The organism is Amycolatopsis sp. NPDC104775, from assembly GCF_055583325.1.
The window spans coordinates 1,361,260-1,384,406 of record NZ_JBVJOE010000001.1 but is presented as its reverse complement, the minus strand read 5'-3'; the positions used below and the strand labels follow the sequence as shown (position 1 = coordinate 1,384,406).

The following is a 23,147-nucleotide window of genomic DNA, read 5'->3' as shown; positions in this document are numbered from 1 at the left end:
GGGTCCCCGGAAGGGGACTTGCGATCGGCGTGCCTATTGGGGGGCGCGCCGCCGATTCCAACGGGTGAGGATTCATGGTTGGCGGTAACGCGATTCGCGGCACCCGCGTGGGTGCCGGTCCTTCGGGCGAATCGGAGCGGGGTGAATCGGCGCCACGGCGCCGGGTGTCGTATTGGTGCGCGAACGGGCACGAAGCTCGCCCGTCGTTCGCGATGGACGCGGAAATCCCCGATGAATGGGACTGCCCGCGCTGCGGGCTCCCGGGCGGTCAGGACGAGCAGAATCCGCCCGCCGCGCCTCGTACCGAGCCGTACAAGACACATCTGGCTTACGTGAAGGAACGCCGCAGCGACGCCGACGGCGAGGCCATCCTCGCCGAAGCGCTCGAGCGCCTCCGCCAACGCCGCGAATTGATCTGAGGCACGGTTCTTTCTCCGGAACCACCGGCTTCCCGTCCGCGAGGACGAGGGCCGGTGGTTTTTTAGTTCCCGGGGCTGGACCTGGCCGGGGGGAGGGGCCGGGGCCACGGCTGGCTCGGGTGGTCTGGACCTCGGGACAGATTCAGACCACTGCCGAGCGGGCGGTTCTGTTCGGAGGGCGCGGCGGTTCGGGACGGCGCGGACTGGCTCGGTTCGGCGGGGTGGCGCGGGCGGGTTCAGGAAGGTGCGGCCTGGCTCTGTTCGGCGGGGTGTGACGCAGGGCGGTTCGGGAAGATGCGCGCTGGCTCTGTTCGGCAAGGCGGCTCGGCTCGGCAGCGCGGCGGGACCGGGGCGCCGGTCAGGCGGTCCGGACCCCCTGGCGGCTGGTCTGGACCTGTGGCGGCCGCGGGGAGCGGGCAGGCGCGAAAGCGAGCGGAAGCGATCGCGATTGCCGCACCGGCCTCGTAGGCGTTTGTTCCGGTGAGAACCGGCCTCAGCGGTCCAGCGGATACCGCGCCCGAACCCGGAACCCGCCGTCCTCCGTGCCGGACGTTTCGAAGCTTCCGCCCAGCAGCCGGGCTCGTTCGGCGAGTCCGGTGAGGCCGTGGCCGCCGGACGGGAACGCTTCCCCGGCGCGGCAGGCGCGGGCGTTCTCCACCTCGATGTCCAGTGCGCCGCTCGCCGCGTGGATGCGGATGGTGGCCGTCGCGCCGGGGGCGTGTTTGTGGACGTTCGTCAGGCATTCCTGCACTGTCCGGTACGCCGCGGCCGAGACCTGGCTCGGCAGGGTGTCCGGCAGTTGCTCGACAGTCAGCTGCACCGGGACGTCGCACTCGCGGATCAGGTGGTCCAGTTCCCCGATCCCGGGGCGCGGGCCGTCGTCGCCGGAGCCGGAGCGCAGGACGCTGACCAGCGAGCGCAGTTCCTCAAGCGTCCGCGTCGACAGCTGGCGGATGACCTGCGCCGTCTCCAGCGCCGGGCCGTCCTTGGCCTGTGCCTGCAGGGCGCCGGCCTGCATGGCGATCAGCGTGATCTGGTGCGACACCACGTCGTGCATTTCGCGGGCCAGCCGGGCGCGTTCCTCGGCGCGCACCGCGTCGGCGTGGAAGCGGCGTTCGCGGTCGCGGCTCTTCGCCAGTTCGGCCAGTTTCGCCGAGATCTCCGCGCGCGCCCCGATCAGCAGGCCGATCGCGATCGGCATCCCGGCCACCAGGACGCCGTAGATCCCGTCCAGGACGTGTTCGCGCCAGCTCAGTTCCGCGAACTCCTGCAGCGGCCACCGCACGAACCGGCAGGTGAACACCAATCCCGCGCCGACCCAGGTCTGCCAGTGCAGCTGCCTCCGCGTCGCGAGCATGCCCAGGTTGAGCATCGAGGCGAGCTGCGCCCAGCCGGCGAAGAATCCCGGCACCGCGGCGAGCACCGCGAGGAACGGGAACCGGCGTCGCACCACGACCGCGAGGCACGCGGCGGCCGACAAGTAGAGCGAATAGGGCTGTGCTTTCGGCGGCACGACGAGCCACACGTCGAGCACCGCCAGCAGCACGACCACCGCTTCGACCGCGATGGTCGCGGCGATGGGCTTCCGGAACACGGCGAACGCCCCGGTCAGGTTGACGCGCCTGACCCGCCGGGCGGCTCCCGCGGCGGAGCTGCTCATCGAGATGCCAGGAATCGAGAGTCCCTCAGTGCTCATCGCGGCGACCCCATTCGTCTTGTGGACTTAGTGATGAGATGCTCCGGCCACCCGATCGGGACGCGCGGCGGTGAACAAATGTGCGGATGCTAACGACAACGTGTGTGTTGGCAGTAAGTTTCACCCAGAGTGGTTTTTGTGGTGTTCTAATCTCCACAACTGCTCCAACAGGATGAACGAAGTGCGGGCGACATCACCTAGTGTCGATCACATCACCTTATGTTCACCATACGGCGGTTCCCACATACTGGTGAGCCGCTTTTTGGCGGAGCGACAGTTGCTCCTTTTGCCGCCCAGGTCGAGGACGCGCTAACGGGGGAGAGATCACCCGTGCGGGTGGGAGAAAGTGTCACTGCGCAGTCGGTCCAGCGGGTGTGCGACGAAGTGGCGGTGCTCGGCGGGCGGGCCGCGCCGATGAAGCGAGCGGCTCCCGCGTCGCCGCGCCGCTGGAAGCGCCTACGAACGCGCTGGACCAGGGCAAATGCGGCGACCTGGCCTTGCCTCCGGGTGCGCCGAAGGATCCGGAGAGGTGCTCAGCGGTCCAGGCCGATGGTCGCGGCGGTGGAGCCCGGCGCGTCGGGAAGGCGTGAGAACGGGGAGTCGGCGGACATGGATTCCTCCCACTGGAAGCGCATCGCCATCGACGACATCGACAATAATCGATGATTTTGCAGATCGTCTATCCTGAGGGCATGAAGCAGATGCTGTCCGAGCAGATCTACGACCAGGTCCGCGACGCGATCATGCGCGGCGAGGTCGAGCCGGGACAGGCGCTGAAACCGCAGGAGCTGGCGGCGCGCTACGAGGTCAGCCTCGCCGTGGTGCGGGAGGCGCTGGTCCGGCTGGTCGGCGAGGGGCTGGCGGAACGGCTGACGAACCGCGGCTTCGCCGTGCCCGCGCTCGCCGATCAGCGGTGGCAGGAGATCATCGAAGCGCGCCGGACGGTAGAGCCCGCGATGCTGCGGTTGTCCGTCGAGCGCGGGGATCTGGAATGGGAGACGCGGGTGCGCGCGGCGGGGCACCGGCTCGCCCGGACGCCGATGTATGTGCCGGACGAAGGCAGCTACTACTCCGCGGCTTGGGCGGAGGCGCATCGCTTGTTCCACCGCACGCTGCTCGACGGCTGCGGGAACACGGTGCTGTTGGAAACTTTCGACCGGATGTGGATGGCCAGCGAACTGGCCCGGCGATGGTCGGTCCACCCGGCGTACCGGCTGCCGGTGGAGGAAGTGCTCGTTCAGCACGAGGGGCTGGAACGGGCGGCGCTGAGCCGGGATCCGGAGGCGGCGGCGAAGTTGCTGACGGAGCACTTGGCGGCGACGGCGGCGGTGCTGAGTGGCGCGGAGGCGGCGGAGGAGTAAGCGGGACAGACGCGCACGAGCGGCGACTCCCTTTGGTATGCCAACGAAAAGGGCTCCTCACGCCGACCGCGCGAGGAGCCCTTTCCGTCAACAGTCTTACTCGGCTGGCGGCTGATACACCTTCGTCAGCTTCCCGGCCGCCTCGCGGTCCAGGAGCCACAGCGTCCGCCGGTAGCCCCGGGCGCCCGAGACCGGAATCTGCGTTTCCGGCGCACCGGCCAAGGCTTGCGCGACCGCGTCCGCCTTCGCGGTGCCCGCCGTCATCAGCCACACCTCGCGGGCGCGGCGGATGGCGGGCAGGGTAAGCGAAACCCGGGTCGGCGGCGGCTTCGGGCAGTCGCGGACCGGCACCACCGAACGCCGCGTTTCGCGCACCTCGGCGGTTTCCGGGAACAGCGACGCCGTGTGGCCCTCGCCGCCGAGGCCGAGCAGCATGATGTCGAACTCCGGCACGTCCGCCCCGGGGCCCGCCGCGTCGGAGAGGACCTTCGCGTAGGCCTTGGCGGCCGCGGCGACGTCGTCGCCGAATTCGCCGTCCGACGGGGCCATGGCGTGCACTCGCTCGGGAGCCAGCGGCACGTGGTCGAGCAGGGCTTCGCGCGCGCCCTTCTCGTTGCGCTCGTCCGAATCCGCCGGGACGAACCGTTCGTCGCCCCAGTAGACGTCCAGACGCGACCAGTCGATCGCGTCCCGGGCGCTGGATTCCCGCAGTTCCCGCAGCACGGCGATCCCGGTGCCGCCGCCGGTGAGCACCACCGACGCCGCACCACGAGCCGCCTGCACGTCGACGATCCGGGTCACCAGCCGGGCCGCGGCGGCCGCGGCCAGCAGGTCCGGGTTTTCGTAGACGACGACCTCGGTCCGGCTCATGAGGCGCTCTTTTCCGCCGTCTTGCGGCCGGTCGCCTTCGGCTTCGCCGTCGCGGGCTTGGCGGCGGCGGGCTTGGCCGGAGCCTTCGCGGCCGCGGGCTTGGACCCGTTGGACGCGGCGATCTTGTGCAGCCCGTGCAGCGCCGCCTCGTAGATCTCGTCCGGGTCGAGCCGCCGCAGTTCCTCCACGAGGCACTCCGGGTTGCTGCGCCGCTGCAACGCGATCCGCCGCGTCGGCTGGCCAGGCTGGGTCAGCGTGCCGACCCGCCCGTCCGGCCGCGTCAGCTCCACCGCGCCCGATTTCCGCTCCAGCTTCACCGAGATGATGCCCTGCGCGCTCGAACTCTTGACCCGGTGCACCGGAGCCTTGAGGTACTCGGCGAGCCAGCCCGCGAGCAGTTCGGTGGACGGCGAATCGGCCTCGCCGGTCACCGTCGCGCTCGTGATCTTCTCGTACGGCGGCAGGTCCAGCGCCGACACCAGCTGCGCCCGCCAGCGGGTCAGCCGGGTCCACGCCAGGTCGGTGTCACCCTCCACATAGGACTTCGCGCGCGTCGTGAGAGCCCTTATCGGGTTCTTCTCCGCGGCGGAGTCGGTGATCCGGCGCTGCGCCAGCTGGCCGAGCGGGTCCTCCGCGGGAGCCTTCGGCCCGGCACCCGGCCACCAGGTGACGATCGGCGCGTCCGGCAGCAGCAGCGGCACCACCGCGCTCTGCCCCTGCGCGGCCAGCGGGCCGTACAGCCGCAGCACGATGACCTCGCTCGCGCCGGCGTCGCCGCCGACGCGGATCTGGCCGTCTATGCGCGGCGCGGCGGTGCGCGCGCCCTTCGCCACGACGATCACCCGCGACGGGTGCTCGCGGCTGGCGTCGTTCGCGGCCTCGATGGCGTCCTCGAGTTTGGCGTCGTCGTCCGCGACGATCACCAGCGTCAGCACCCGGCCGAGCGCGACCTGGCCGCCTTGCTCGCGGATCTCCACCAGCTTCTTGTTCAGCGCCGACGTCGTGGTCGACGGCAGGTCGATGATCACGGACGCCTCCAGTGCCTGCCGGTACGTTCCATCATTTCGTCCGCCGACTTGGGACCCCAGCTGCCCGGCGGATACTGCTCCGGAGCGGTGCCGAGCTTCGCCCAGTGCGCCAGCACCGGGTCGAGGATTTCCCACGACAGCTCGACTTCCTCGTTCACCGGGAACAGCGACGGCTCGCCCAGCAGCACGTCCAGGATCAGCCGCTCGTAGGCCTCCGGCGACGATTCGGTGAACGCGTGGCCGTAGCCGAAGTCCATCGTGACGTCGCGGACCTCCATCGTGGTCCCCGGCACCTTCGAACCGAACCGCAGCGTGATGCCCTCGTCCGGCTGCACGCGGATGACCAGCGCGTTCTGCCCCAGCTCCTCGGTGGAGGTGGAATCGAACGGCAGGTGCGGCGCGCGCTTGAACACGACCGCGATCTCGGTGACGCGGCGGCCGAGCCGCTTGCCGGTGCGCAGGTAGAACGGCACGCCCGCCCAGCGGCGGTTCTGCACCTCCAGTGTCACCGCGGCGTAGGTCTCGGTGGTCGAGTCCTTCGCGAAACCGGCTTCCTGCAACAGTCCCGGCACCTTCGTGCCGCCCTGCCAGCCGCCCGCGTACTGCCCGCGCGCGGTGGTCTGGTCCAGCGGCAGCATCGGCTTGGTCGCGGCCAGCACCTTGGCCTTCTCCGAGCGCAGCGCCTTCGGCTCGAACGACAGCGGCTCGTCCATCGCGGTGAAGGCGAGCAGCTGCAGCAGGTGGTTCTGGATGACGTCGCGCGCCGCGCCGATCCCGTCGTAGTACCCCGCGCGGCCGCCGAGGCCGATGTCCTCGGCCATGGTGATCTGCACGTGGTCGATGAAGTTCGCGTTCCAGATCGGCTCGAACAGCTGGTTCGCGAACCGCAGCGCCAGGATGTTCTGCACCGTCTCCTTGCCGAGGTAGTGGTCGATGCGGAACACCGACTCCTCGGGGAAGACGTCGTTGACGATCGCGTTCAGCTCGCGCGCGCTCTTGAGGTCGTGCCCGAACGGCTTCTCGATGACCACGCGCCGCCAGGTGTTCTCGTCGGCCTGCGCGAGGCCCGAACGCGCCAGCTGCTTGGTCACCACCGGGAACGCGCCCGGCGGGATCGACAGGTAGAACGCGGTGTTGCCACCGGTGCCGCGTTCCTCGTCCAGTTCGCGCACGGTCTTCGCGAGCCGGTCGAACGCCTCGTCGTCGTCGAAGGTGCCCTGGACGAACCGGATCCCTTCGGCGAGCCGGTTCCACACCGACTCCTTGAACGGCGTCCGCGCGTGCTCGCGCACCGAATCGTGCACCAGCTCGCCGAAGTCCTGGTGCTCCCAGTCCCGGCGGGCGAAGCCGACCAGCGAGAACCCGGCGGGCAGCAGCCCGCGGTGCGCGAGGTCGTAGATGGCCGGCATGAGCTTCTTGCGCGCCAGGTCGCCGGTGACGCCGAAGATCACCAGGCTCGACGGCCCGGCGATCCGCGGCAGCCGCTTGTCGCGGGGGTCCCGCAGCGGGTTGCGCCAGGTGGTCACTGAGCGGCCTCCTGCACTGCCCGGACGAGCTCGGCGAGCCCGGCGGCGCGGTCGGTCAGGTGCAGCCGCAGCACCGGACGCCCGTGCTCGGCGAGCACCTGGCCGTCGCCGAGCGCCTGCGCGTGCTGCAGCTGCCCCAGCGTGTACGGGCGGTCCGGCACCGGGAGGTCCTCGTCCACCGCGCCGGTGATCTGCAGGAAGCTGCCGTTCTGGTGGCCGCCCTTGTGGTACTGCCCGGTGGAGTGCAGGAACCGCGGGCCCCAGCCGAACGTGGTCTGCACCCCGGTCCGCTTGGCGATTTCGCCGCGCAGCAAGGAAGTCGACGCGTCGTCCAGGCGGTCGAGGTAGGCCTGCACCGCGATGTACCCGCCGTCGGCCACCGAACCGAAGAACGCGCGCAGCACGTCGGCGAGCTTGCCGTCGGTGGAAACTCCTTCGCTGCCAAAGACTTCGACCGCACCGTCCACAGTGGCCGGTGCTTCGCCGCCCTTGAGCTTCTCCGGGTCGTCCAGCAGCGCGCGAGCCGCCTTCTTGGCCGCTTCGACGTCCGGCTGGTCGAACGGGTTGATCCCGATCAGCCTTCCGACGAGCGCGGTCGCGAACTCCCAGATCAGGAACTGCGCGCCGAGCGGTCCGGTCACCGAGATCTGCGCCGCGCCTTCCGGGGCTCCGATCGCGACCGCGGTCGCGTCCTTGCCATGGTCGGCGAACCCGGGCGCCTCCGGGCTCTCGACGGCCACCGGCAGCAGGCCGGTGCCGAGCTTGCCGGTGGATTCGGCGATCAGCTGCTCCGCCCAGTCCGGGAAACCCTTGATGCCGGAGCCGGTGTCGGCCAGCACGACCTTCTCCGCGCCCGCTTCGTGCGCCGCCGCCCAGGCCGCCGCCAGCTGCACGGCCGGATTCTCGGCGGTGTCCTCGGCGAGCGTTTCCGCCACCGACGCGGCCTGGTCGAGCAGCCGCGCGACGTCCGCGCCCGCGAGGCCGGCCGGAACGAGGCCGAACGCGGTCAGCGCGGAGTAGCGGCCGCCGACGTGCGGGTCGGCCAGGAAAGTTTTGCGGTAGCCCTCTTTCTCCGCCAGTTCGGAGAACGGGGAGCCGGGATCGGTGACGACGACGATGCGCCGCGCCGCGTCGATCCCGGTGTCCGCGAACGCCTTGGCGAAGATCCGGCGGTGGCTGTCGGTCTCCACGGTGCCGCCGGATTTCGACGACACCACGATGACCGTGCGCTCGAGGTCGCCCGCGAGCGCGTCGGCCACCTGGCCGGGGTCGGTCGTGTCGAGCACCGTGAGCGGGACGCCGGCGGTGGCGGTGATGACCTCCGGCGCGAGCGACGAGCCGCCCATGCCGGCGAGCACCACGCGGTCCACGCCCTCGCCGCGCAGTTCCGCGCGCAGCGCTTCGATTTCCCCGATCAACGGACGCGACGACTTGTGCAACGTCGTCCAGGACAATCGGATCGACGCTTCGGACTCGGCGTCCGGACCCCACAGCGTGGAGTCCTGGGCGGCGAGCTTGGCAGCGGCGCCGTCGGCGGCCAGCCGCTGCGCCAGCGGCGCTGCCTTTTCTGCCAGTTCGGCGTCGACGATCACGACGCCGGTTTCGTCCCCGCTCATGGTCTCTGGTTCAGCCCCTCGCTTTGTTCAGCTGCCCGGTCACCGTGTCCAGCAGTTCCTGCCAGGACTTCTCGAACTTCTCGACGCCCTCGGTCTCCAGCGTGCGGAACACGTCGGGCACGTCGATGCCCGCCGCGGACAGTTTGTCGAAGACCGCCTGCGCCTGCTCGCCCTTTCCGGAAACCGTGTCGCCGGTGATCTCGGCGTGGTCGGCGACCGCGTCCATGGTCTTCTCGGGCATCGTGTTCACGACGTCCTTGACCACGAGCTGGTCGACATACCGGGTGTCGGAGTAGGCCGGGTCCTTCACGCCGGTGGAGGCCCACAGCGGACGCTGCGCGTTCGCGCCCGCCTCGGCGAGCGCCTTCCACCGGTCGGTGGCGAAGAGCTTCTCGAAGGCGTCGTACGCGAGCCGCGCGTTGGCGATGGCCGCCTCGCCCAGCAGCGCCTTGGCCTCGTCGGTGCCGATCGCGTTCAGCCGCTTGTCGACTTCACTGTCCACTCGGGACACGAAGAACGACGCGACCGAGTGGATGCCCTTGAGGTCGTGGCCGTTGGCCTTCGCCTGCTCCAGACCGGCGAAGAAGGCCTTGATGACGGCCTCGTAGCGCTCGACGGAGAAGATCAGCGTGACGTTGACGCTGATGCCCTCGGCGAGCACCGCGGTGATCGCGGGCAGACCCTCTTCGGTCGCCGGGATCTTGATCATCACGTTCGGCCGGTCGACGGTCTTCCACAGGTCCTTCGCCTCGGCCACCGTCTTGTCGGCGTCCTTCGCCAGGCGCGGGTCCACCTCGATCGACACGCGGCCGTCGACGCCGTTCGTGGCGTTGTACACGTCGCGGAACAGGTCTGCGGCGTTGCGCACGTCGGTGGTGGTCAGCTCCCGGACGGTGCCGTCGAGGTCCGCGCCGCGGGCGGCGAGGTCGTTGACCTGCTCGTCGTAAGCGGCGCCCTTCGACAGCGCGTTCGCGAAGATGGTCGGGTTGGTGGTCACGCCGACGACGTGCTTGTCGCGGATGAGCCCGGCGAGGTTGCCCGAGTTCAGGCGCTCGCGCGAAAGGTCGTCCAGCCAGATCGAGACGCCTGCTTCGGACAGCTGTCCGAGTCGGTCAGTCATGATTGCGCTCCTTTCAGTTCTTGGTGTTGGCGATCGAGCGGCGCGCGGCGTCGACCACGGCTTCGGCGGTGAAGCCGAATTCGCGGAACAGCGTCGCGGCGTCGGCCGAGGCGCCGTAGTGCTCGATCGACACGTTCTCGCCGGCGTCGCCGGTGAAGCGCTGCCACGGCATGGCGATCCCGGCCTCGACCGAGACGCGGGCCTTGACCGTCGGCGGCAGGACGGCGTCCTTGTAGGACTGCTCCTGCGCGTCGAACCACTCGACGCACGGCATCGAGACCACGCTGGTCGGGATGCCGTCGGCCTCGAGGGTCTTGCGCGCCTCGACGGCCAGCTGGACCTCGGAACCGGTCGCGATCAGCACGACCTCCGGGGCGCCGTTGGACGCCTCGGCCAGCACGTAGCCGCCCTTCTTGACGCCCTCGGCGTTGGTGCCCTCCAGCACCGGCACGTTCTGCCGGGTCAGCGCGAAGCCGGACGGGTGGTGCACGTCCTCCAGCACGGCCTTCCACGCGTACGCGGTCTCGTTGGCGTCCGCCGGGCGGACGACGTTGAGGCCGGGGATGGCGCGCAGCGCGGCGATCTGCTCGATCGGCTGGTGCGTCGGGCCGTCCTCGCCGAGGCCGATCGAGTCGTGCGTCCACACGTAGATGACCGGGGCCTTCATCAGCGCGGCGAGCCGGACCGGCGGGCGCATGTAGTCGGAGAAGGTGAGGAAGGTCGCGCCGTACGGGCGGGTCCCGCCGTGCAGCGCGATGCCGTTGAGGATCGAGCCCATCGCGTGCTCGCGGATGCCGAAGTGCAGCGTGCGGCCGTACGGGTTGGTCTTCCACATGTCGGTGCCGGCCGAGGCCGGGCCGAACGAGTCGGCGCCCTTCATGGTGGTGTTGTTGCTCTCCGCGAGGTCCGCGGAACCGCCCCACAGCTCCGGCAGCGGCTCGGCCAGCGCGTTGAGCACCTCGCCGGAGGCCTTGCGGGTGGCGATGCCCTTGGCGTCGGGCTCCCAGGTCGGCAGGTTGTCCGCGAAGCCCTCGGGCAGCGTGCGGGTCGACAGCCGGTCGGCCAGCTTCTTGCGCTCCGGGTTCGCCGCGGCCCACGCCTCGAAGCGCTCCTGCCATTCGGCGCGCTGCTTCTCGCCGCGCTCGATCGCCTGGCGGGTGTGCGCGAGCACCGCGTCCTCGACGGCGAAGTCCTTCTCCGGGTCGAAGCCCAGCGCCTTCTTCACACCGGCGACCTCGTCCGCGCCCAGCGCCGCGCCGTGCGCCTTGCCGGTGTTCATCTTCGTCGGGGCCGGGTAGCCGATGATCGTGCGCAGCTGGATGAACGACGGCCGCGTGGTCTCCGCCTGCGCCGCCTTGATGGCCGCTTCGATGGCGACGACGTCCTCGCCGCCCTCGACGGTCTGCACGTGCCAGCCGTAGGCCTCGTAGCGCTTGGCGGTGTCCTCGGACAGCGCGATGTTGGTGTCGTCCTCGATGGAGATCTTGTTGTCGTCGTAGAAGACGATCAGGTTGCCCAGCTCCTGGCGGCCCGCGATGGACGAGGCCTCGGAGGTGACGCCCTCTTCGATGTCGCCGTCGGAGGCGATCACGTAGATGTGGTGGTCAAAGATGCTCTCGCCGGGAGCGGCGTCCGGGTCCAGCAGGCCGCGCTCGCGCCGGGCCGCCATCGCCATGCCGACGCCGTTCGCGAGGCCCTGGCCCAGCGGGCCGGTGGTGGTCTCGACGCCCTTGGTGTGCCGGTACTCCGGGTGGCCCGGGGTCTTCGAGCCCCAGCGGCGCAGCTGCTTGAGGTCCTCCAGCTCCAGGCCGAATCCGGCCAGGTACAGCTGGATGTAGAGGGTCAGGCTGGAGTGCCCGGCGGAAAGGATGAAGCGGTCGCGGGCGGGCCACTCCGGGTCGGCCGGGTCGTGCCGCATGGTGCGCTGGAACAGCGTGTACGCCAGCGGCGCCAGGCTCATCGCGGTGCCCGGGTGGCCGCTGCCGCAGTTCTCGACGGCGTCCGCGGCGAGCACGCGGGCGGTGTCTACGGCGCGGGTGTCGGTCTCGGTCCAGTCGGCCGGCACGTTGCGCCGGAGCAAGGGGTTGGTCTCGCTGCTAGAGGTTTCGGACACTGAACTCGAACTCCTGCGTCGGTGAGGTGATGGCTGTATTCCGTGCGTGCCGCTCAAGTGCTGCGGTGTGCGCCCTCAGTTATCTCAATCGATCCCGAAGGGACGATATTCCTGCTGGCGGCGCTGTGCAGGCGGAGCGAGCGGCCCGACGGTGTCACCCTAGTGCGTACGCGTGCGCGCGAGCGCGGGCGACAGCCCTGCGGGTGAGGTGATCCTGCCCGCCTGTCTGTAGTCGGCTACCCGCCGCGGGCCCTCGCGACTCATCGAGGCGCGCGGCGGCGGACGTGACGGACGAGACATCGCCGGGCGTGTCCCGGACCCGCGGGCATCGGAGCAGTCCGCCACGTCTAACATCGATCGCGGGCCAGGTACGGAAGTTCTCCAGGAGCATCGCCTCTTTCTTCCGGGCCGCCCGGCCCAGGACTGACTCAGGGAGAGAAATGTCGTTGGTGAACGCTGCGCACGGACGCAGTGAAGACACCAGCGCCGTACCCCCGGACGGCGGGCGACCGCACGGGGCCCGGCGAAGCTTCCGCCAGGTGGCCGGCGCGTACGCCGCGCTGGCGAAGCCGCGCGTGATCGAGCTTCTCCTCGTCACCACGATCCCCGCGATGTTCCTCGCCGGGCGCGAGGTGCCGAACCCGTGGCTGGTGGTCGCGACGCTGGTCGGCGGCACCATGGCCGCGGGCAGCGCGAACGCGCTGAACTGCGTGATCGACAGCGACATCGACAAGGTCATGAACCGCACCAAGCGGCGGCCGCTGGTGAAGGACGCGGTGCCGCGGCGCAACGCGCTGATCTTCGGCCTGGTCCTCGGCGTCGCCTCGTTCGCCGTCCTGTACTTCACGGTGAACCTGCTGGCGGCGGTCCTCGCGATCGCGACCATCCTGTTCTACATCTTCGTCTACACCCTCGGCCTCAAGCGGCGGACGTCGCAGAACGTGGTCTGGGGCGGCGCGGCGGGCTGCATGCCGGTGCTGATCGGCTGGGTCGCGGTCACCGGCACCGTGCAGTGGCCCGCGTTCGTGATGTTCGGCGTGATCTTCTTCTGGACCCCGCCGCACACCTGGGCGCTGGGCATGAAGTACCGCGACGACTACGAGCGCGCGGGCGTGCCGATGCTCCCGGTCGTCGCGACTGCCGAGCACGTCGCCCGGCAGATCGTCATCTACTCGTGGGTGATGGTCGCCTGGACGCTGCTGCTGCTCCCGGTCACCAGCTGGCTGTACGCGACCTTCGCGATCCTGGCCGGCGGCTGGTTCCTCTTCTACGCGCACCGGCTGCAGGCCGCCGTGCACCGCGGCGAGGAAACCAAGCCGATGGCGCTGTTCCACCGGTCGAACACGTACCTGATGATCGTGTTCGTCGCGCTGGCGGTCGACTCGGCGATCGGCTTGCCGGTCCTCGGCCTCCCGTTCTGACCCCTTCCGTGACCGGGCAGGAATGGCCCGGGATCCTCGCCGGTTGCACTCTTCCGGCCCCGATCCCGACCTGAAAGCAGGACCTTTCCTTGCCCGAGGAACCGGCCTACGAAGCCGAGCTGCGCCGTGAGCAGGCCTACACCGACGCGCTGTTCGCGAAGCTCGACGCCGAACGCTCCCAGACCCAGCGCCGGCTGGACGAGACCCTGCGCCAGACCGGCGGGACGCCGCAGGCGCGGACCGAACGCGAAGCCGCCACGGCCCTGCACAGCGACCGGCTCGCCCAGCTCGGGTCGGTCGAGCAGGGATTGTGCTTCGGGCGGCTGGACTTCGTGCCCGGCGGCAGCGAAGAGGAAACCGCCTACATCGGACGGCTCGGGCTGTTCGACGAGGACGACGACTACCGGCCGCTGCTGATCGACTGGCGCGCGCCGGTCGCGCGGCCCTTCTACCTCGCCACGGCCGCCTCTCCGGACGGCGTGCGCCGCCGTCGCCACCTGCGGTCGCTGAGCCGCCGCCTCACCGGATTCGACGACGAGATCCTCGACCTCACCGCCGCCGACCAGGGCCAGGACCTCGGGCTCGCCGGCGAGGCCGCTCTGCTGGCCGCGCTGGAGCGCCGCCGGACCGGCGAGATGGCCGACATCGTCGCGACCATCCAGGCCGAACAGGACCGGATCATCCGCGCGCCGCTCGGCGGGGTGATGGTGGTCCAGGGCGCGCCGGGCACCGGGAAGACCGCGGTCGCACTGCATCGCGCGGCGTATCTGCTCTACACGCACCGCCAGCAGCTGACCACGCGCGGCGTGCTCGTCGTCGGCCCGAACCCGACCTTCCTGCGCTACATCGGCCAGGTGCTTCCGTCGCTCGGCGAAACCGGCGTGCTGTTGTCGACCATCGGGCAGCTGTGGCCGGGTTTGGACGCCGACGGCGTCGAGTCCCCGGAAGCGGCCGAGGTGAAGGGCCGGCTGGTGATGGCCGACGTGCTCGCCAAGGCGGTCCGCGATCGGCAAGGTGTACCCGATCCGGTGATCGAAATCGAGCATGAACGCGAGATCCTCAAGCTCGACCGGAAGACTTGTGCGCAAGCTCGCACTCGGGCGCGGCGTTCGCGGCGGCCGCACAACCTCGCGCGCAGGCTGTTCGTCTCCGACGTGCTGGACGCGCTCACCCGGCAGGCCGCCCGCGCGCTGGGCGAGGATTTGCTGGACGCGCAGGACGTGCAGGACATCCGCGTCGAGCTGGCGGCGAGCCCCGCGGTCGCCGCCGCGCTGAACTCGCTGTGGCCGAAACTCACCCCGGGCGGCTTGCTGGACGACCTGTTCGCCGACCGCGAACACCTCGATCGAGCGGCAGGCGAACTGCTGTCCGAAGAGGACCGGAAGCATCTGGAGAGCGGCCGCACCGCGAAGTGGACGCCCGCCGACGTGCCGCTGCTCGACGAACTGGCCGAACTGCTCGGCAGCGACGACTCCGAGGAACAGGCCGAGGACAAGCGCCGCGAACGCGTCGAACGCGCGTACGCCGAGGGCGTGCTGGACATCCTCGATCAGGACGAGGAAATCCAGGACGAGGAGGTCCTGCGGGTGTCCGACGTGCTGGACGCCGAACTGTTCGCCGAACGGCAACAGGCGCGCAGCCAGCTGACCGCGGCGCAGCGGGCCGCGCAGGACCGGACTTGGACGTTCGGGCACGTGATCGTGGACGAGGCGCAGGAGCTCTCCGCGATGGACTGGCGGCTGCTGATGCGCCGCACGCCGAACCGGTCGATGACGCTGGTCGGCGACGTCGCGCAGACCGGGGCCGCCGGGGGAGCGCGGACCTGGGACGAGGTGCTGTCGCCGTATGTCGCGGACCGCTGGCGGCTCGAACAGCTGACGGTGAACTACCGGACCCCGGCGGAGATCATGGCGGTCGCGGCGGGCGTGCTCGCGGAACTCGACGTGGACCTGGCCGCGCCCACGTCGGTGCGGGAGACCGGGGTGCCGCCCTGGGGCGTCGAAGTTTCTTCGCTGGAGGAAGAACTGCCGTCGCTGGTGGCCGCGGAACTGTCCGCTGTGGACGGTGGGACCGTGGCCGTGCTGGTGCCGGGCGGTCGCCTCGACGAGGCGCGGAAACTGCTGCCGGAGGACGAGCGGCTGAGCGTGCTGACGGTCGACCGTGCCAAGGGGCTGGAGTTCGACGGAGTCGTGCTGGTGTCGCCGGACGAGATCGTGGCGGGGTCGGCGCGCGGGCTCAACGACTTGTACGTGGCGCTGACCCGGGCGACGCAGCGGCTCGGCGTGGTGCGGACTGGTCCGGCGGTGCCCGCGCTCGGCGGCCTTGGCTAGTCTTCCGGAATGCAGAAAATCGGCAGGAGCGCGGTTGTCGGCGCGTGCGCGGCGGTCGCCGCGTTCGGCCTCACGGCCTGCGGCGACGACAGCAGCGCGGCCCCGGCGGCCCCGAGCCGCGAGTGCACCGCGGACGACGTCAAGACCACCGGGAACTTCGGCCAGGTGCCGACGATCACCATCCCGGACGACTGCGCCCCGCCGAAGAAGCTGCTCATCAAGGACCTGTCGGCGGGCACCGGCCCCGCCGCGGCCAAGGGCGCGAAACTGTCCATGAACTACCTGGTCGTCACCTGGTCGAACAAGAAGAAGCTGGACAGCTCGTTCGATCGCGGCGAGCCGTACGGCCTCGACCTCGGCGCCGGCCAGGTCATCGACGGCTGGGACCAGGGCCTCGTCGGCGTCAAACAGGGCGGGCGGCGGCTGATGATCATCCCGCCCGCCCTGGCCTACAAGGACGGCGGGCGCGGCATCGCGCCCAACGAGACGCTGGTCTTCGTGACCGACGCGCTCTCGGTTTCCTGAGCTACGGGATCAGCAGCAGCTTCCCGGTCGTCCGGCGTCCCTGCAGGTCCTCGTGGGCCTTGCGGGCGTCGGCGAGCGGATAGCGGCCGCCGATGCGGACGTTCAGGGAACCGTCCTGGACGGCGGCGAACAGTTCTCCGGCGCGCCAGTCGAGTTCCTCGCGGGTGCGCAGGTAGTGGCCGAGCGTCGGGCGGGTCAGGAAAAGCGAACCGCCGGAGTTGAGCCGCTGCGGGTCGATCGGCGGCACCGGGCCGCTGGCCGCGCCGAACAGCGCCAGCGTGCCGCGGATTTTGAGGCTCGCGAGACTGCCGTCGACGGTGCTCTTGCCGACGCCGTCATACACCGCGGCGACGCCTTCGCCGTTGGTCAGCTCGCGGGTCGCGGCGGCGAAGTCCTCGCGGTCGTAGCGGATCACGTGGTCCGCGCCGGCTCCGCGGGCCAGTTCGGCCTTCTCGTCGGTGGACACGGTGCACAGGACTCGTGCGCCGCGCGCCTTCGCCAGCTGCACCAGCAGCAGACCGACGCCGCCTGCCGCCGCGTGGACGAGGATGTCGTCGCCCGCCTTGACTTCGTAGGTCGACCGCACGAGGTAGTGCGCCGTCAGGCCCTGCAACATCGTGGCCGCGGCGATCTCGTCGGACACTCCGTCCGGCACCTTCACCGCGGCGCTGGCCGGGACCACCGCGCGCTGGGCGTAGCCGCCGAGCACGCCCTGCCAGGTCACGCGGTCGCCCGGGGCGAATTCGGTGACGCCCTCGCCGGTCTCCACGACCGTCCCGGCGCCCTCGGAGCCGAGCACGAACGGCAGGTCGATGGGGTAGATGCCCTCGCGCTGGTAGGTGTCGATGTAGTTGACGCCCGCCGCGGCGAGGTCGACCAGCAGTTCGCCCGCGCCGGGCGGACCCGGCTCGATCTCGGCCAGTTCCAGCACTTCCGGGCCGCCGGTCCGGGTCACCTGCACTGCGGTCGGCATGGTTCCTCCTCGAGATGTGCGCGTCTGGCGTCCACTATGGCCGAGAACACGGTCACGCCGCGGCGGCGGGGGTCTCGGGTTAAGCTCCGGACGTGGCTGAGGAGACCGAAAACACGCCGACCGCGCCGACTGCCCGCCAGCTGGCGACTGCTCGCGACTTCGTGGCGAAGCACGGCAAACCGTCGCGCGCCGTGGTCGAGAACATCGGCCGCGCCGGCGCGCGGGTCGTGCTCGTGGGCCCGGACGGCGCGATGGGCGACGTGCTGGTCGCCGGGGTCGAGACCGGGACCGCGCTGGTCGAGCAGGTCGACGACCTCGAGGCTGCCGAATGGGACAGCGAGACCGTGAAAACAGTCAAGATCGGCGCCGCGCACCGGCGCAAGATGGCCGGGCCGCGGGCGGGCCGGTGACCCGCTCGGCGATTTTCGTCGGCTGCGCCGCGCTGCCCGAGGGCGACGGCGACGAGGCCGCGGTGCTGCCCGCGCTCGCCGACCTCGGCTTCGAAGTGAGCTGGGCGGCCTGGGATTCGGCCGCCGACTTCGCCTCGGCGGACATCGTCGTGCTGCGGGCCGCCTGGGACTACCCCGAGCGCCGCGACGCGTTTCTCAGCTGGTGCGAGGACGTGCCGGGGCTGAGCAATCCAGCCGCGGTCGTGCGGTGGAACACGGACAAGACGTATCTCGGCGAACTGCTCGACGCGGGCGTGCCGACGGTGCCGGTCGAGATCGTGCCGCCGGGGGAGAAGCCGCGCTGGCCGAAGAAGCCGTTCGTGGTGAAGCCTTCGATCGGCGCGGGCGGCCGCGGCGCCGCCCGGTTCTCCTCCGCCGGTGCGGACGCGGAGCACCATCTGCGCGCGTTGCACGACGACGGGCGTACGGCGCTGGTCCAGCCGTATCAGTCCAGTGTGGACGCTCAAGGCGAGATCTCGGTGACGTACTTCGGCGGCGTTTATTCGCACGCTTTCACGAAATTCGCGCCGCTGGAGTCCGAAATGGACAGTTCCGGGCTGTACCGGGAGGAGCGGCTCGCGGCCGCGGTTCCGGCTCCGGAAGTGCGTGCGGTGGCGGAGGACGCGCTGGACGCCGCGTGCGGGCTGCTGGGGATTTTGCGGGCGGAACTGCTGTACGCGCGAGTGGATCTCGTGCGCGGGGACGACGGGCGTCCGCTGGTGCTGGAGCTGGAGCTGACTGAGCCGTCGCTGGGCTTCCGGCACGCGGACGCGGGTGCGCCGTTGCGGTTCGCGTCGGCGGTGCGGCAGCAGCTCGCCTAAGCCGTACGTCGCTTGGCCGCCAGCCGTTCGGTTCGGGGCCAGCGGACGTCGGTCGCCCAGCCGAGCCGTTCGAACGCCCAGATCACCCGGGCCGACACGTCCACCTGCCCGCGCAGCACGCCGTGCCGGGCGCAGGTCGGGTCGGCGTGGTGGGAGTTGTGCCACGACTCGCCCATGGACAGCAGCGCCAGCGGCCAGAAGTTCGCCGCGCGGTCGCGGCTCGCGAACGGGCGGTCGCCGATCAGGTGGCACACCGAGTTCACCGACCAGGTCACGTGGTGCAGGAACGCGATCCGCACCAGCCCGGCCCAGAAGAACGCCGTCAGCGCGCCCTGCCAGGCGCCGCTGAACGCCCAGCCGAGCGCGGCGGGCAGCGCGAGGCTGAGCGTGATCCACAGCCAGAAGAACCGGTTCACCAGGCGCAGATCGCGGTCGCCGACGAGATCCGGGGCGAAGCGGTCGGCGTTGGTGACCTCGCGCTGGAACATCCAGCCCATGTGCGCGTGCCAGAACCCGCGCAGCAGCGCCGCCGGCGAGGTGCCGAACAGCCACGGCGAATGCGGATCGCCCTCGCGGTCGGAGAACGCGTGGTGGCGGCGGTGGCTCGCGACCCAGAAAATCACCGAACCCTGCACCGCCATGCTGCCCGCGATCGCGAGCGCGATCCGCAGCGGGCGGCCCGCTTTGAACGCGCCGTGGGTGAAATAGCGGTGGTATCCGACGGTGACGCCGAGCGTGGCGAGCACGTAGAAGACGGTCGCGAGGATCAGGTCGGTCCAGCCGATGCCCCATCCCCACAGCAGCGGCACGGCGGCGATCAGCGCGGCGAACGGCACGAGCAGGAACGTCTTGAGCACGAGCATCTCGGCGGTCCCGCGCCGGCCGGAGAGAAGGGGTTTGCCGGGGCGGGCAGGGGCGGTCGACATGGCGGCACCTCGGGCTTTTCGGAAAGCCGGACGGCGACGACGGTAAGCCGCGGATCTGTCCGCCGGGCCGACGCGCAGTTACGCCAGGATGACCGTCAGTTCGCGGTGGCGAGTTCCCGCTTCGGCGCGGGCTCCAGCGAAGTCACCGGACCGCGGTCGCGGGTGCCCGTCCACAGCACCGCCGTCACGACGATCACGAGCGCCGAGCCGAGCACGTGGAAGGACACCATCGCCTCGGGCACGCCCAGCGCGTACTGCACCGTCCCCAGAACGCCCTGCAGCAACGCCACAATCCACACCCACGCGTACCGCTGCCACACGCTCTTCGGCGCGCCGGCGCGCATCAGCGTGAGCCCGAAGACTCCCAGCACCACGAGGTACGCGATCAGCAACGCGCTGTGGACCCGCGCCAGCTGCTCGATCGGGGCGTCCAGGCGGTGCGTGTTGGCGTCACCGCCGTGCGGGCCCGCGCCGGTGACCGTGGTCCCGGCGATCAGGACCGCCCACATCAGCACGGTCAGCAGCACCAGCATCTGCCGTCCCAGCTTCGGGACCAGCGGGCGCGCCGGTTCGTCTCCTTCGCGGAACGCCTTCAGCAGCAGGACCGCCAGCCACACGAGCGGCGTGGACGCCAGGAAGTGGATCGCGACCGTCCACCATTCCAGTTTCGCCAGCACGGTCATCCCGCCGATGACCGCCTGCAGCACGACGCCGCCGGGCATCGTCCAGGCGAGCTTCACCAGCCGCTTGCGCTCCGGGTGGTCGATCTGGATCCGCCACGCGGCGAGCACGGCCAGCGCCGCCACCACGATCACGACGCCGGTCAGCATCCGGTTCGAGAACTCGATCCACTGCGTGACCTCGTCGATCCCGGAATGCCGCACCGGCACCAGGCTGCCCGCGACGCACTGCGGCCAGGTCGGGCAGCCCAGCCCGGACCCGGTCACCCGCACCACGGAACCGGTGACGCCGATGCCTGCCTGCGTGACCACCGCGGCGATCCCGACGCCGCGCTGGACCCCGGCGGACGGATACGGCAGGCGGGCGATCAAACTGCGAAGGGACACGCGACCACGATACTCGTGCGTGGCAAAGCCGGTTCTCACCGGCATAGGCAGGCACGAGCCCTTGTCCCCAACCTGCTTGCTTATCCACAGTTTTCTGAGACCGCCGCCACAGCTTCGATGCCGCGGCGAAAGTGGATTCATGCCTCTTCATTCACGATGGTCGGAAAACGACCGGATTCCCGAGGAACACGCCGGTGGCTGGCGTTCGATGGTGCGCAGCCAGGCAGGAGTGGTGTCGTTCGCGCAGTTGCGAGCCTATGGGCACAGCCGGCATGACATAGCGTCGAATCTGGCGGCGGGCCGATGGCAGCGTGTTCTTCCCCGCGTCTACGCGACATTCAACGGCAAGCTGGACCGCGCCGCTTTGCTGCGCGCGGCTGTTCTTTACGGCGGGAAGCACGCGGTGCTGAGCCATCGGACCGCCGCGGAAGAATGGAAAATGGTGCCGGTCGGTACCGGCCCGATCGAAATCACGGTGCCGTACGGGAGTTCAGCGGTGTCGCAGATGCCGCTCGTGCGGGTGCACCGGTCTCGCGCGCTCAGGTACTCGACGCTCGCGAGCGATCCGCCGCGAACACGGAGGGCCGACACGATCGTCGATCTGGCAGTGGCTGCAGCCGACTCGCGATCGGCGACATACGTGGTAGTCGACTTGGTCAGCAGTCAGGCGCTGAGCGTGCCGGAGATGCTCAAGTGCGTTGAAGCGCGGCCGCCGCTGCGTTATCGGACGGCGATCGCGCGTGCGTTGCAGCTTGTCGGAGGCGGCCTGATGTCCGCGCTGGAGGTCGAGTATCTCGACAAGGTGGAGAGAGCACACGGTTTGCCGCACGGCCGGAGGCAAGTTCCGGCAGTGGTCGACGGCAAGACGTTGTGGGAGGACGTGGTCTATGAACTCGGCGGGGAAAGCTTAGTCGTCAGGCTGGACGGCCGTGCGACGCACAGCGTGGCCGGGGTCGCCTTTCGCGATCGGCGCCGCGACAACGCAGCCGAACTCGCGGGACGCGCCCGTCTTGTGTACGGATGGTGGGACGTGCATCGGGACAGTTGCGGGGTGGCGCGGGAAGTGAGGACGGTACTCGCGCGGTTCGGGTGGGTGCCGGGACCTCGTGAGTGTCTATGCCGGTTAGAACCGGCTTGAACACTCACAAGCCCCAAGCCGCCCCGCACGCCCCCTCAGGTGAGTTTTGTCGTCCGCGTCGCCAGCGCCCCGGCCGCCGCGGCCCACGCCACCAGCACCACGGCCGGGCCGAGCGGGAACTGCCCGTCCACCAGCGCCGCACGCATGCCTTCCGCCAGCGCGCCCGACGGCAGCAGCGACACCACCACGCCGACCCCGGACGGCAGCGCCGACGGAGCCAGCAGGATCCCGCCCGCCAGCAGCAGCACGAACCAGACGATGTTCGCCAGCGCCAGCACGGCTTCCGCGCGCAAAGCGCCGCCCAGCAGCACGCCCAGCGCGCCGAAGGCCAGCGTTCCCAGCACCAGCAGCACCACCGCGGAGCCGATCCCGGCGGCCGACGGCGACCAGCCGAGGAAAGCCGCCACCGCGCCGAGCACCACGGACTGGAGCACCACCACGACCAGCGCGGCCACGAGCCGTCCGGCTACGAGCAGCCAGCGCGGCAGTGCGGTCGCCGAAAGCCGTTTCAGCACGCCGTACCGGCGGTCGAAGCCGAGTGCGATCGCCTGTCCGGTGAACGCCGACGACATCACCGCCAGCGCGAGGATCCTCGGCGTCATCCAGTCCACTTTGGACGTCGAGCCGAGCTGGCTCGCGGGCAGGATGTCCAGCGAGCTCAGGCCGATCAGCAGCGCGAGCGGGATGATCAGGGTGAGCAGCAGCTGCTCGCCGTGCCGCAGGGTCAGCGCGGCCTCGACGCGGGCGTGCGTGCGCAGCATCTTGCCGAGCGAGCCGCGGCCGGGCGCGGGGGCGAAGGTGCCCGCGGGGAACGGAGAACTCATGCGCGCAGCTCCCGTCCGGTGAGTTCGAGGAACACTTCTTCGAGCGTCCGCCGCCCGACTTGCAGTTGTTCGGGCAGCACGCCCTGCTGCGCGCACCAGGCGGTGACGGCGGAGACCACCTGCGGGTCGACCGCGCCCTCCACCAGGTACGAACCGGGCGCGGTTTCGCTGACCCGGTAGCCCTCCGGCAGAGCCGCTTCGAGCAGCGTCGTGTCGAGCTTCGTGCGGGCGCGGAACCGCAGCTGAGCCGCCTCGCCCGCCTCCAGCGTCAGCGCGTGCGGCGTGCCTTCGACGACCACCTTGCCGTGGTCCACGATCACCACCTGGTCGGCCAGCGTTTCCGCTTCCTCCATCAGATGCGTGGTGAGCAGGACGCTCACGCCGTCCGCGCGCAGGGCCGCGAGCAGGTCCCAGACCAGCCGCCGCGCCTGCGGGTCCATGCCGGCGGTGGGCTCGTCGAGGAACACCAGTTCCGGACGGCCGACCAGCGCGCACGCCAGGGAAAGCCGCTGCTGCTGCCCGCCGGAGAGCCGTTTGAACGGCGTCCGCTTCGCGCCCGCCAGCCCGAGCACGTCGAGCAGCCACGCCGGATCGTGCGGGTTCGCCGCGCAGGAAGCCACTAGCCGCAGCATTTCCTCCGCGCGCACGCCCGGGTACGCGCCGCCGCCTTGCGGCATGATGCCGACGCGCGGGCGGAGCCGCGAACTGTCCGCGACGGGGTCGAGGCCGAGCACGCGCACCTGGCCCGCGTCAGGTCTGCGGAAACCCTCGCAAATCTCGACAGTGGTCGTTTTTCCGGCGCCGTTCGGCCCGAGCAGGGCCAGCAGGGAACCACGCTCCATGCGCAGGTCGATGCCGTCGACCGCGGTGGTGGAGCCGTAGCTTTTCGCCAAGCCGGAGATCTCGACGGCGGGGTTGTCCACA

General features: G+C 70.5%; 20 protein-coding genes. 8 read left to right on the top strand and 12 right to left on the bottom strand.

The features are described from left to right. Positions 1 to 74: 74 nt before the first annotated feature. Entirely contained in the window at positions 75 to 419 is a 345-nt protein-coding gene (locus tag ACZ63D_RS06025; RefSeq protein WP_009075886.1) for an RNA polymerase-binding protein RbpA, read from the top strand. Positions 420 to 912: 493 nt separating this feature from the next. On the opposite strand, the gene ACZ63D_RS06020 is transcribed toward ACZ63D_RS06025, so the two are convergent. Then, entirely contained in the window at positions 913 to 2,115 is a 1,203-nt protein-coding gene (locus ACZ63D_RS06020; protein ID WP_465353185.1) for a sensor histidine kinase, read from the bottom strand. A 701-nt stretch (positions 2,116 to 2,816) separates the two neighbouring features. Between ACZ63D_RS06020 and ACZ63D_RS06015 the strand changes: the two genes are divergently transcribed. After that, positions 2,817 to 3,476 (top strand): GntR family transcriptional regulator, encoded by a 660-nt coding sequence (locus ACZ63D_RS06015; RefSeq protein WP_465353700.1) that lies wholly within the window; start codon positions 2,817 to 2,819, stop codon positions 3,474 to 3,476. A gap of 96 nt (positions 3,477 to 3,572) precedes the next feature. Here ACZ63D_RS06015 and pgl read toward each other — a convergent pair whose 3' ends face one another. The 6 genes from pgl to tkt are packed head-to-tail and all read right to left on the bottom strand — an operon-like array spanning position 3,573 to position 11,749. Beyond that, on the bottom strand, positions 3,573 to 4,346 hold the full coding sequence (gene pgl, locus ACZ63D_RS06010) for a 6-phosphogluconolactonase (RefSeq protein WP_465353184.1): 774 nt from the start codon (positions 4,344 to 4,346) through the stop codon (positions 3,573 to 3,575). After that, positions 4,343 to 5,374, bottom strand: a complete 1,032-nt coding sequence (gene opcA / locus ACZ63D_RS06005; RefSeq protein WP_465353183.1) for a glucose-6-phosphate dehydrogenase assembly protein OpcA — start codon at positions 5,372 to 5,374, stop codon at positions 4,343 to 4,345. Before opcA ends, pgl begins: the two co-directional genes overlap by 4 nt. Next, positions 5,371 to 6,900: a glucose-6-phosphate dehydrogenase gene (zwf, locus tag ACZ63D_RS06000; protein ID WP_465353182.1), complete on the bottom strand. Its 1,530-nt coding sequence runs from the start codon at positions 6,898 to 6,900 to the stop codon at positions 5,371 to 5,373. The genes opcA and zwf overlap by 4 nt, the downstream gene beginning before the upstream one ends. After that, entirely contained in the window at positions 6,897 to 8,516 is a 1,620-nt protein-coding gene (locus tag ACZ63D_RS05995) for a glucose-6-phosphate isomerase (RefSeq protein ID WP_465353181.1), read from the bottom strand. The genes zwf and ACZ63D_RS05995 overlap by 4 nt, the downstream gene beginning before the upstream one ends. Before the next feature lie 10 nt (positions 8,517 to 8,526). Then, positions 8,527 to 9,636, bottom strand: coding sequence for a transaldolase (gene tal, locus ACZ63D_RS05990; RefSeq protein ID WP_465353180.1), 1,110 nt, complete (start codon positions 9,634 to 9,636; stop codon positions 8,527 to 8,529). Positions 9,637 to 9,649: 13 nt separating this feature from the next. After that, on the bottom strand, positions 9,650 to 11,749 hold the full coding sequence (gene tkt, locus ACZ63D_RS05985) for a transketolase (protein ID WP_465353179.1): 2,100 nt from the start codon (positions 11,747 to 11,749) through the stop codon (positions 9,650 to 9,652). A 440-nt stretch (positions 11,750 to 12,189) separates the two neighbouring features. Between tkt and ACZ63D_RS05980 the strand changes: the two genes are divergently transcribed. The 3 genes from ACZ63D_RS05980 to ACZ63D_RS05970 all read left to right on the top strand — a co-directional run bounded on the left by ACZ63D_RS05980 (position 12,190) and on the right by ACZ63D_RS05970 (position 16,025). Further along, entirely contained in the window at positions 12,190 to 13,170 is a 981-nt protein-coding gene (locus ACZ63D_RS05980) for a heme o synthase (RefSeq protein WP_465353178.1), read from the top strand. Between the two features lie 89 nt (positions 13,171 to 13,259). Further along, positions 13,260 to 15,500, top strand: a complete 2,241-nt coding sequence (locus ACZ63D_RS05975) for a HelD family protein (protein ID WP_465353177.1) — start codon at positions 13,260 to 13,262, stop codon at positions 15,498 to 15,500. Between the two features lie 9 nt (positions 15,501 to 15,509). Then, positions 15,510 to 16,025: an FKBP-type peptidyl-prolyl cis-trans isomerase gene (locus ACZ63D_RS05970; RefSeq protein WP_465353176.1), complete on the top strand. Its 516-nt coding sequence runs from the start codon at positions 15,510 to 15,512 to the stop codon at positions 16,023 to 16,025. 1 nt (position 16,026) lies between these two features. On the opposite strand, the gene ACZ63D_RS05965 is transcribed toward ACZ63D_RS05970, so the two are convergent. Further along, positions 16,027 to 16,998, bottom strand: coding sequence for a quinone oxidoreductase family protein (locus tag ACZ63D_RS05965; RefSeq protein ID WP_465353175.1), 972 nt, complete (start codon positions 16,996 to 16,998; stop codon positions 16,027 to 16,029). A 92-nt stretch (positions 16,999 to 17,090) separates the two neighbouring features. Between ACZ63D_RS05965 and ACZ63D_RS05960 the strand changes: the two genes are divergently transcribed. Together ACZ63D_RS05960 and ACZ63D_RS05955 are read left to right on the top strand one after the other, a co-directional pair. Next, positions 17,091 to 17,408, top strand: coding sequence for a hypothetical protein (locus tag ACZ63D_RS05960; protein WP_465353174.1), 318 nt, complete (start codon positions 17,091 to 17,093; stop codon positions 17,406 to 17,408). Beyond that, positions 17,405 to 18,268, top strand: a complete 864-nt coding sequence (locus ACZ63D_RS05955; protein ID WP_465353173.1) for an ATP-grasp domain-containing protein — start codon at positions 17,405 to 17,407, stop codon at positions 18,266 to 18,268. The genes ACZ63D_RS05960 and ACZ63D_RS05955 overlap by 4 nt, the downstream gene beginning before the upstream one ends. Here the strand turns inward: ACZ63D_RS05955 and ACZ63D_RS05950 are convergent. Together ACZ63D_RS05950 and ACZ63D_RS05945 are read right to left on the bottom strand one after the other, a co-directional pair. Further along, positions 18,265 to 19,194, bottom strand: coding sequence for an acyl-CoA desaturase (locus tag ACZ63D_RS05950; protein WP_465353172.1), 930 nt, complete (start codon positions 19,192 to 19,194; stop codon positions 18,265 to 18,267). The two genes, ACZ63D_RS05955 and ACZ63D_RS05950, sit on opposite strands and share 4 nt — an antisense overlap. Positions 19,195 to 19,289: 95 nt before the next feature. After that, positions 19,290 to 20,261, bottom strand: a complete 972-nt coding sequence (locus ACZ63D_RS05945; RefSeq protein ID WP_465353171.1) for a COX15/CtaA family protein — start codon at positions 20,259 to 20,261, stop codon at positions 19,290 to 19,292. Between the two features lie 139 nt (positions 20,262 to 20,400). On the opposite strand from ACZ63D_RS05945, the gene ACZ63D_RS05940 reads away from it, so the two are divergent. Continuing rightward, positions 20,401 to 21,399, top strand: a complete 999-nt coding sequence (locus tag ACZ63D_RS05940; RefSeq protein ID WP_465353170.1) for a hypothetical protein — start codon at positions 20,401 to 20,403, stop codon at positions 21,397 to 21,399. A 35-nt stretch (positions 21,400 to 21,434) separates the two neighbouring features. Here the strand turns inward: ACZ63D_RS05940 and ACZ63D_RS05935 are convergent, their stop codons facing one another. Beyond that, positions 21,435 to 22,223 carry an ABC transporter permease gene (locus ACZ63D_RS05935; RefSeq protein WP_465353169.1) on the bottom strand — a complete coding sequence of 263 codons (789 nt, stop codon included), beginning with the start codon at positions 22,221 to 22,223 and terminating at the stop codon, positions 21,435 to 21,437. Then, entirely contained in the window at positions 22,220 to 23,146 is a 927-nt protein-coding gene (locus ACZ63D_RS05930) for an ABC transporter ATP-binding protein (protein ID WP_465353168.1), read from the bottom strand. The genes ACZ63D_RS05935 and ACZ63D_RS05930 overlap by 4 nt, the downstream gene beginning before the upstream one ends. Position 23,147: the final 1 nt, after the last annotated feature.

Excerpts from the sequence above, each read along its gene's own strand:
- ACZ63D_RS06025 (WP_009075886.1), top strand. The coding sequence starts at position 75 with ATGGTTGGCGGTAACGCGATTCGCGGCACCCGCGTGGGTGCCGGTCCT.
- ACZ63D_RS06020 (WP_465353185.1), bottom strand. The coding sequence starts at position 2,115 with ATGAGCACTGAGGGACTCTCGATTCCTGGCATCTCGATGAGCAGCTCC.
- ACZ63D_RS06015 (WP_465353700.1), top strand. The coding sequence starts at position 2,817 with ATGCTGTCCGAGCAGATCTACGACCAGGTCCGCGACGCGATCATGCGC.
- pgl (WP_465353184.1), bottom strand. The coding sequence starts at position 4,346 with ATGAGCCGGACCGAGGTCGTCGTCTACGAAAACCCGGACCTGCTGGCC.
- ACZ63D_RS05995 (WP_465353181.1), bottom strand. The coding sequence starts at position 8,516 with ATGAGCGGGGACGAAACCGGCGTCGTGATCGTCGACGCCGAACTGGCA.
- tal (WP_465353180.1), bottom strand. The coding sequence starts at position 9,636 with ATGACTGACCGACTCGGACAGCTGTCCGAAGCAGGCGTCTCGATCTGG.
- ACZ63D_RS05980 (WP_465353178.1), top strand. The coding sequence starts at position 12,190 with ATGTCGTTGGTGAACGCTGCGCACGGACGCAGTGAAGACACCAGCGCC.
- ACZ63D_RS05970 (WP_465353176.1), top strand. The coding sequence starts at position 15,510 with ATGCAGAAAATCGGCAGGAGCGCGGTTGTCGGCGCGTGCGCGGCGGTC.
- ACZ63D_RS05965 (WP_465353175.1), bottom strand. The coding sequence starts at position 16,998 with ATGCCGACCGCAGTGCAGGTGACCCGGACCGGCGGCCCGGAAGTGCTG.
- ACZ63D_RS05950 (WP_465353172.1), bottom strand. The coding sequence starts at position 19,194 with ATGTCGACCGCCCCTGCCCGCCCCGGCAAACCCCTTCTCTCCGGCCGG.
- ACZ63D_RS05940 (WP_465353170.1), top strand. The coding sequence starts at position 20,401 with ATGCCTCTTCATTCACGATGGTCGGAAAACGACCGGATTCCCGAGGAA.
- ACZ63D_RS05935 (WP_465353169.1), bottom strand. The coding sequence starts at position 22,223 with ATGAGTTCTCCGTTCCCCGCGGGCACCTTCGCCCCCGCGCCCGGCCGC.